A 7,722-nucleotide genomic window follows, 5' to 3' on the forward strand; every position below is an offset into this window, starting at 1 on the left:
GTGTTGTGGCGTTTAGGCGTGGATGGGTTCTTCCACCAGGGCGGTGGCGATGCTGCCGGCGTCATCGAGCGCCGCGAGGTAGCGTTCGGCGTCCAGGGCCGCCGCGCAGCCGGTCCCGGCGGCGGTGATGGCCTGGCGGTAGCGGTGATCCACCGCATCCCCGCAGGCGAACACGCCGTTCAGATTGGTAACGGTGGCGGGCGCGTCGACCCTGATGTAGCCCTCGGCGTCCAGCTCCACCTGACCGGCGACCAGCTCGGTGCGCGGCAGGTGCCCGATGGCCACGAACACGCCCGTGGCCACCTGCTCACGGGCGTCCCCGGTGCGGGTGTCCGTCAGGGTCACCCCGGTGACCTTGTCCTGTCCGTGGATGGCGGTGACGGCGGAGTTCCAGGCGAAGCTGATCCTGGGGTTGTCCTTGGCCCGCTGGGCCATGATGCGCGAGGCCCGCAGCTCGTCCTTCCGGACCACGACGGTCACGGACTTCGCGAAGCGGGTCAGGAAGGTGGCTTCCTCCATGGCCGAGTCCCCGCCGCCGACGACGATGATGTCCTGGTTCCGGAAGAAGAACCCGTCGCAGGTTGCGCACCAGGACACCCCGTGACCGCTAAACTTTTTCTCCTCCGGCAGGCCGAGTTCCTTGTACGCCGAGCCGGTGGCCAGGATGACCGCCGGGGCCTCGTAAGTCTCGCCGCCACCGGTACCGACGCGTTTGACGTGACCGGCCAGTGCGACGTCGGTGACGTCGTCGAAGATGACCTTCGCGCCGAACCGTTCGGCCTGTTCCTGGAGCCCGCCCATCAGCTCCGGGCCCTGGATACCACTGGGGAAGCCGGGGAAGTTCTCCACCTCGGTGGTGTTCATCAGTGCCCCGCCCGCGGTGACCGACCCGGCCAGGACCAGCGGTTCCAGCCCGGCCCGGGCGGCATAGATGGCCGCGGTGTACCCGGCGGGGCCGGAGCCGATGATGATCAGCTGCTCGGAGGTTGAGGTGGCGCTCACGGTCTGTCCCACGGGGAATCTCCTGATGCTCGGGTCGGGATCTGGCGTTACTTGGCGGCGGGGGCCAGCGAGGCAATCAATTCCTCGATGCGGCCCCTGATCTCGTCGCGGATCGGGCGCACGGACTCCACGCCCTTGCCCGCGGGGTCCTCCAGCACCCAGTCCTCGTAGCGCTTGCCCGGGAAAAACGGGCATTCATCGCCGCACCCCATGGTGATCACGACGTCGGAGTCCTTCACGGCCTCGGTGGTCAGGATTTTGGGGACCTCTGCGGACATGTCGATGCCGACCTCGGCCATCGCCTCGACAGCCGCGGGGTTGATTTTCTCCGCCGGCTGGGAACCGGCCGAGCGGACCTCGATGGCGCCCTGGGACAGGCTGCTGAGGAAAGCCGCAGCCATCTGGGACCGGCCGGCGTTATGGACGCAGACGAACAGGACGGAGCGCTTCTGGGCGGTATCGGTACTCACTGGGTCTCCTGAGGGTGGGATGGGCTTGGGATGGTGGTGCTGGTTCATTCGATCTCCGCACGGACCCACACGCATCGATGGATGTCGATATACGGAGTATCGGACGGGGAATCGATGATTGTCAATATTTGTACGTGGCCCGGCTGGTGCCGCTCCGGGTCGCCCGTGGTGCAGGGCGACCCGGTGGCGATCAGGCAGCGTGGAGGCGGGGGGCAAGGTCATGGACGCGCCGGGAGATGTCAGCGAAGGCATCCTCGAAGGCCTCCTCGGTGTTGGCCCGCAGTGGATCGGGCACGGACCAGTGGATCCCCCTCATGGTCGTGAGTTCCTCGTGGGCGTTGTCGCACACCGTCACGACGAAGTCCCCCTCTCCTGCCACCTCGTTCAGGCCCTGAGGGGTTCGGTCCGCGAGGTCCAGTCCATGCCGGCGGGCGACGTCGAGGGCACCTTGGGCGATGTGGTCCGCAGGGTGGGTTCCCGCCGAGCTTGAGGGGATGTCGCTTGCCCGCTGCCAGAGCGCGGCCGCGAGCTGGGACCGGGCACTGTTGCGGGTGCAGACAAAGAGCACCCGCCGGGCCCCGTGTGCGGCTCCGGGGATCAGGCCGTCCAGGGCGCCGAAGGCAAGCCGGATGTAGCTGCGGCGCCGGTCGGCCTCTGAACGGTGCCGCGTCACCAGACCGGCCTCCTCCAGGGTGCGCAGGTGGTGGGACAGCAGGTTTGAGGGCATCACCAGCTCGGCCTGCAGTTCCGTCGGGGAGAAGTCCCCCAGGGTCAGCAGATCGACAATGCGCAGCCGCGCCGGATCCGCTAAAGCGGCATGCTTGGCGGCCCTCTGACGGAGTTCGACTGGTTCAGTATTCATTGACTCAACTTTGACTGAGAGAATGTAGTCAGTCAAGCTGGTGCCATGACCTCACCCCTGCCGCCGTTGTGGCGCCGCGCCCTGGCCGAATTCCTCGGCACCAGCCTGCTCGTAATGACCGTGGTCGGATCGGGGATCGCCGCCCAGCAGCTGTCCCCCACCGACGTCGGGCTGCAACTGCTGCAGAACAGCACCGCCACCGTGCTGGGTTTGACCGTGCTGATCCTGATCTTTGGCCCGGTCAGCGGCGCGCACTTCAATCCGGCGGTGTCCCTAGTCGATTGGATTCTCAAGCGGCGCAGTGGGGCCGGGCTGACCCTGACCGAGCTGGGCATCTACGTCCTCGCCCAGACGCTCGGCGCCATCGGGGGAAGCGTCACCGCGAACGCCATGTTCGAGGCAGGAACCTCCCTTTCGACCACCCATCGGGCCACCGGCGGGCACCTGCTGGGCGAAGTCGTGGCCACCGCCGGGCTGATCCTGCTGATCTTCTCCCTGGCCGCCACCAAACGCGGCGCCCTCGCCGCACCCGCGGTGGGCGCCTACATCGGGGCCGCCTACTGGTTCACGTCCTCGACATCCTTCGCCAACCCCGCCGTGACGGTCGGCCGGATCTTCACCGACACCTTCGCCGGCATCGCCCCGGGCTCGGTCCCGGGTTTCATCGCCGCCCAGCTCGTCGGCGCCGCGGCAGGCCTGGTCCTGGTCCTGGTCCTGTTTCCTTCCGCTTCCGACACCGCGGATGACGTCGTGCTTCCCCATGATGGGCAACTGGCCAGAAAATGACTCCGCTGCAGGGCCGCAGAAAGCGGACGACATTGATGTCCGTCGATACCCCATAATGGGTGCATGAACCTGCAGCCCGCCCTTGCTCCGGCCTCCGGCGAGGCATCGTGCGCCCCGGCGGGGCCCCCTGCGCTGGATGCCGCCCAGGCGAAGGCGCGGGCAGTGGTCTTCAAGGCACTGGCCGATCCGAACCGGCTCCGCCTGCTCTCCATGATCAAGGCGGCACCTGCCGGGACGGTCTGCGTCTGCGACCTGACCGACCCGCTGAACCTGACCCAGCCCACCGTGTCCCACCACCTGAAGGTCCTTCTCGACGCGGGCCTGCTGCAGCGTGAAAAGCGTGGCATCTGGGCCTACTTCTCCCTCACTCCCGGCGCCCTGGACGACGTCGCCGGCAGCCTCGCACGGCTTTGACCGCGGCAGCAGCCCGCCCGATGCGTGAGGAGGACTGGCCGGCCGTCCGATACATCTACCAGGAGGGCACCGACACCGGCCACGCCACCTCCGAGGCCGAGGCGTCGGACTGGGATGGGTTTGATAGGTCCAGGTTGGCCCTGCACCGCTTCGTCGCCGAAACCGTGGACGGCAGAATTCTTGGCTGGGCGGCCGTCTCCCCCGCATCGCCCGCATGACCCACGGACCACTGGCAGGACCCTGGCGGGACACCCTGCTCATTGAACGGCGATCAGAGGCCACCTGACGAGGTAACGGACTGGGTGGGTTCACGTGAGGGTGAACGAGAGGAGCTAATGGACGGATGGGGGCCGGATCGACGGCGGAGCAAGATTGAGTTCTGGCTTCGACTGCTGATTCCCGCGGTGCTTCTCATCGGGCTGCTCGTCTTGCCTCAACCGACGCCACCAGGTTCCGCCGGTCAGGGCGAGAGGCTACCCGCGGCTACAGACGGCTGGCGCGTTCATCCGCCTGTCGCCCGCCACTGATAATGGGCAGAGGAGCCAAACAGCTCATCGTGCAGGTCAGCCTGCGGTGGGAATCGGTCGTCAGGTAGTTAGTTATTAAGGAGAAGGAATCATTGTGCGGATACTCGTTGTAGGGGCAGGAGCCACCGGAGGCGCCTTCGGAACCCTGCTGCAGGAAGCAGGGAGGAACGTCACCTATCTCGTCCGTGATCACAAAGCAGAAGCGTTGCGCCGTGACGGTTTACGGTTCGTATCCCCTGATGCCGACCGGACCCAGCCGGTGCAGGTGCTCACGACCTCCGACACGGCGCCGGCCTTCGATCTCGTGCTCATCGCGGTTAAGGCGACAGCCTTCTCCTCCGCGGTGACAGACATTCACCCGTTCATTGACGCGAACACGCGCATCCTTCCAATCCTCAACGGCATGGCGCACATCGACGAACTCCAAGGAGCGTATCCGGGACAGGTACTGGGCGGGCTGGCCCGCATCGTGGCGACCCTCGACGGGTACGTCGTTCACCAGAAGACGCCCATGAGTTCACTCGTGGTGGGTTCCCTGACAGACGCTCCGATCCCGAACGACATCCGCGACGCACTCGACGTCCCGGGCATCGACTTCTCGGTTACCGATGACGTGGTGGGCGCCCTATGGGACAAATGGGCGTTCATCGCCGCTGCCAGTGTCGTCAACTGCCTGTTCCATGCTCCCATCGGCCGCATACTCGACGCCGGCGGCGAAGGCGCGATTCGCGCGGCAATCGAGGAGCTCGAGGCCGTCGCCACCCAGTCAGGACACCCCGTATCGGATCCGGCGCACCGTCAGGCAGTGGCGCTCCTGATCGACCCGGGATCCTCCTTCACCACGTCGCTGTACCGGGACCTCGCGGCAGGACTTCCATCGGAGGTTGACCATATCCTCGGCGACTACGCACTCCGGGCGAAGGCGCTGCAGCAACCCACTCCGCTGCTCGACCTGACACTCATCGCCATCAGAGCAAACCTCTAAGACTGATCCATCACGGCTCGTGCCCGCACCGTTTCCCGTTTCGACGCTCACCTGAGAAAGTGACAACATGACCCTCGACATCGAGTCCTTCCGCGCGCACTTCCCCGCCCTGCTCAGCGGCACCGCATATTTCGACGGGCCCGGAGGAACGCAGGCCCCCGCCGTCGTGGGAGCCGCGATAGCCGATGCCATCACCGGGCCGCTGTCCAACCGCGGCTTCGGAGTGGTCTCGGAGAGCAATGCCGAATCGGCGGTCAGCGGGTTCCGGGCGGCAATGGCTGACCTGCTCGGGGCGCATCCTCGCGGTGTCGTCTACGGGCGGAGCGCCACGCAGCTCGCCTACGACTTCTCCCGCCACCTCGCCAAGACCTGGCAGCCAGGTGACGAGGTCGTGGTCTCACGCCTGGACCATGACTCCAATCTCCGCCCCTGGCTGCAAGCAGCCGACGCGGTCGGTGCCACCGTGCGCTGGATCGATTTTGACCCGGAGACGACGGAGATCAACGAAGCGTCCCTCGCAGCCGCGATCACCGAGCGCACGAAGCTGGTAGCGATCACCGCCGCTTCGAACCTGCTCGGCACCAAACCGCCGGTGCGTCGCATCGCCGACGCCGCTCACACGGTCGGCGCTCTGGTCTATGTGGACGGGGTGCACTACACCGCTCATGCGGCGGTCGACGTGAAGGCGCTGGGAGCTGACTTCTTCGCCTGTTCACCCTACAAATTCCTCGGACCTCACTGCGGTGTTCTCGTGGCCGACCCGGAGCTGCTGGAGTCGCTGCAGCCGGACAAGCTGCTGCCGTCCACGAACGAGGTTCCTGAGCGGTTCGAGTTCGGCACCCTCCCGTACGAGATCATGGCCGGCGCCACGGCAGCCGTGGATTTCCTCGCCGCGATCGCGCCCGGCGCCGCGACCGGACGCCGTGCGCGCCTTCTCAAATCCGCCCACGTCGTCGATGAGCACGAGCTCGCGCTGCGCTCCCGGATCGAGGCAGGGCTGGCCGATCTGGGCGACGCCGTCACGCTGCACTCCAAAGCCCAGGACCGGACACCGACACTGCTTGTGACCTTCCCGGGCCGGTCCTCCGCGAACGCCTACCGGTTCCTCGCGGATCGGAACATTCTGGCGCCGGCCGGCTCTTTCTACGCGTACGAGGCCTTCCGCCGCCTGAATCTTGAGGACAGCGCCGCCCTGCGAATAGGTCTGGCGCCGTACAACAACAACGATGACGTCGACCGCCTACTGGCCGCGCTCGGCGAGTTCCTTGCTTCCTAGCGCGAGATGAGGGTATCTGCGCTGCACGGATTGTGCGCCGATGCCTGTCGGGACGACGAGCAGAATGCCGCCGGTCCGGATGGGTGAAGGGTGCCTGGGCCAGCAACCTGACCGCAGCGGCCGCGGACGCCGAGCCGTTCCAGAGCGTCTCGAAAACCCAAAGCGATCCAGGACAGGCTTAGTAGTCTGACGCTGACTAACCGCCTCCCGAATTCACTCGCGGTTTTTCGTCTCAGTGACTTGTCTAACGTGTTTCGTCTCGACATCGTGCGTGAACTTACCAATGACATCAGAACCTCGTCGTACAGTAGGCACACCCCACACCTTCATCGAGCGGTGTCTCCCGCCCCGAAGCGAGGATCCTCCTTTTGCCTCAGGTGCGGTACCAATCGATTCATCGAAAGGCCGACTGATGCCCCACTTCGCCATCCTCATCTACACGGACGAATCCCTTCATGCTGTGGAAGCAGCAGAGTCCGAACTGGCTGAGAATGACCGACACGCACGGGACCTTCAAACCTCGGGGTCGATGTCCCTTGCTTACGCCCTCACCCCTCGCGCATCCGCCGTGTCTATTCGCCAAGACGGCACAACAGCCGGCCCCTTCGTGCAGGCCGAGCAGTTCGTGGCAGGATTCTATGTCCTCGAAGCTCCCGACCTTGAGGCCGCAATAGCGATCGCCCGCCTGAACCCGGCAGTCCGCACAAGCACCGGCGGAGTCGAAGTTCGTCCCGTTCACAGCGGCGGCATCACAACTCCTACCGCGTGAAACCCCACCGCAACAAGCTACCTACCGCCCTGCGGCGAGCGTCACCACGAGGTGTTTCTCCTACTCGGAGCTTTCATTTCCGCTTCTGGTTTCTCAGGAATGGCCATCCCGTCGGGGCAGGTTGTCCTTTTCCGCTGCGCACCGCCTGGATGTATTTCCGCTCTCCTGCCGTTCTAAATTCCTGCACCAGGGGGCATGCATGGACCGAAGATCGTCGTCGCCTCCGGGCGCTTGGGAGTGATCCCGTCGCCCGCGGAGCGGTTGTGCAGCCGCCGCAGCACCCACGGCACCAAGTACTCGCGGGCCCAGACAGCATCCTCGGTGCGGGCCATGCGCCAGGTCCTCGGCGGGAGCGGCTTGGCATGCATCGGTTCCAGGGTGTGGTTCACGGCGAGCGTATCGAGGACCATCATTGCCACCGTGTGGTGCCCCAGGGGCGAGAAGTGAAGGCGGTCCTCGGCCCACATGCCCGGATCGGAAAGCTGCCGCAGTGCCCACATATCGGCGATTAAGGCGTCGTGCCGTGCGGCGATGACGCGGAGGTTTTCATTGAGGACCGCCATCTTCAGGCGCATCCCCCCTAGGACCGTGTCGCGTACGTCCGGCCCGGTGAAGAGCACGACCGTCGCGC

Annotated in this window: 10 protein-coding genes; 6 read left to right on the forward strand and 4 right to left on the reverse strand. The window is 65.9% G+C overall.

Annotation, left to right across the window (positions count from 1 at the left end; all coding sequences use genetic code 11):
* Positions 1-12 precede the first annotated feature (12 nt).
* From trxB to GVV86_RS17495, 3 genes are all read right to left on the reverse strand, one after another.
* The gene (gene trxB, locus GVV86_RS17485; RefSeq protein WP_246670038.1) at positions 13-1,014 is read right to left on the reverse strand and encodes a thioredoxin-disulfide reductase; all 1,002 of its coding nucleotides are present in this window, start codon (positions 1,012-1,014) and stop codon (positions 13-15) included.
* A 35-nt stretch (positions 1,015-1,049) separates the two neighbouring features.
* The gene (locus tag GVV86_RS17490) at positions 1,050-1,472 is read right to left on the reverse strand and encodes an arsenate reductase ArsC (RefSeq protein ID WP_159803535.1); all 423 of its coding nucleotides are present in this window, start codon (positions 1,470-1,472) and stop codon (positions 1,050-1,052) included.
* A gap of 190 nt (positions 1,473-1,662) precedes the next feature.
* On the reverse strand, positions 1,663-2,334 hold the full coding sequence (locus GVV86_RS17495) for an arsenate reductase/protein-tyrosine-phosphatase family protein (protein WP_159803536.1): 672 nt from the start codon (positions 2,332-2,334) through the stop codon (positions 1,663-1,665).
* Between the two features lie 45 nt (positions 2,335-2,379).
* Between GVV86_RS17495 and GVV86_RS17500 the strand changes: the two genes are divergently transcribed.
* The 6 genes from GVV86_RS17500 (at position 2,380) to GVV86_RS17525 (ending at position 7,091) form a co-directional block, all read left to right on the forward strand.
* Positions 2,380-3,120, forward strand: coding sequence for an aquaporin (locus tag GVV86_RS17500; RefSeq protein ID WP_159803537.1), 741 nt, complete (start codon positions 2,380-2,382; stop codon positions 3,118-3,120).
* Positions 3,121-3,183: 63 nt separating this feature from the next.
* Positions 3,184-3,534, forward strand: a complete 351-nt coding sequence (locus GVV86_RS17505) for an ArsR/SmtB family transcription factor (protein ID WP_159803538.1) — start codon at positions 3,184-3,186, stop codon at positions 3,532-3,534.
* Positions 3,531-3,752, forward strand: coding sequence for a GNAT family N-acetyltransferase (locus GVV86_RS17510; RefSeq protein ID WP_425513944.1), 222 nt, complete (start codon positions 3,531-3,533; stop codon positions 3,750-3,752). Before GVV86_RS17505 ends, GVV86_RS17510 begins: the two co-directional genes overlap by 4 nt.
* A 403-nt stretch (positions 3,753-4,155) precedes the next feature.
* Positions 4,156-5,046 carry a ketopantoate reductase family protein gene (locus GVV86_RS17515; RefSeq protein WP_159803539.1) on the forward strand — a complete coding sequence of 297 codons (891 nt, stop codon included), beginning with the start codon at positions 4,156-4,158 and terminating at the stop codon, positions 5,044-5,046.
* Between the two features lie 67 nt (positions 5,047-5,113).
* Entirely contained in the window at positions 5,114-6,322 is a 1,209-nt protein-coding gene (locus tag GVV86_RS17520) for a cysteine desulfurase-like protein (RefSeq protein WP_159803540.1), read from the forward strand.
* Positions 6,323-6,734: 412 nt separating this feature from the next.
* Positions 6,735-7,091 (forward strand): YciI family protein, encoded by a 357-nt coding sequence (locus tag GVV86_RS17525; RefSeq protein WP_159619520.1) that lies wholly within the window; start codon positions 6,735-6,737, stop codon positions 7,089-7,091.
* A gap of 173 nt (positions 7,092-7,264) precedes the next feature.
* Here the strand turns inward: GVV86_RS17525 and GVV86_RS17530 are convergent.
* A partial coding sequence (locus tag GVV86_RS17530) for an SGNH/GDSL hydrolase family protein (RefSeq protein WP_484793017.1) occupies positions 7,265-7,722 on the reverse strand: 458 nt, incomplete at its 5' end.

It is taken from the genome of Arthrobacter zhaoguopingii, assembly GCF_009828595.1.
GTDB classification, from domain to species: Bacteria; Actinomycetota; Actinomycetes; order Actinomycetales; family Micrococcaceae; genus Arthrobacter_D; species Arthrobacter_D zhaoguopingii.

What these genes read in the sequence shown, in the direction of transcription:
- GVV86_RS17495 (WP_159803536.1), bottom strand. Translation starts at nt 2,334, where the DNA reads ATGAATACTGAACCAGTCGAACTCCGTCAGAGGGCCGCCAAGCATGCC.
- GVV86_RS17500 (WP_159803537.1), top strand. Translation starts at nt 2,380, where the DNA reads ATGACCTCACCCCTGCCGCCGTTGTGGCGCCGCGCCCTGGCCGAATTC.
- GVV86_RS17505 (WP_159803538.1), top strand. Translation starts at nt 3,184, where the DNA reads ATGAACCTGCAGCCCGCCCTTGCTCCGGCCTCCGGCGAGGCATCGTGC.
- GVV86_RS17520 (WP_159803540.1), top strand. Translation starts at nt 5,114, where the DNA reads ATGACCCTCGACATCGAGTCCTTCCGCGCGCACTTCCCCGCCCTGCTC.
- GVV86_RS17525 (WP_159619520.1), top strand. Translation starts at nt 6,735, where the DNA reads ATGCCCCACTTCGCCATCCTCATCTACACGGACGAATCCCTTCATGCT.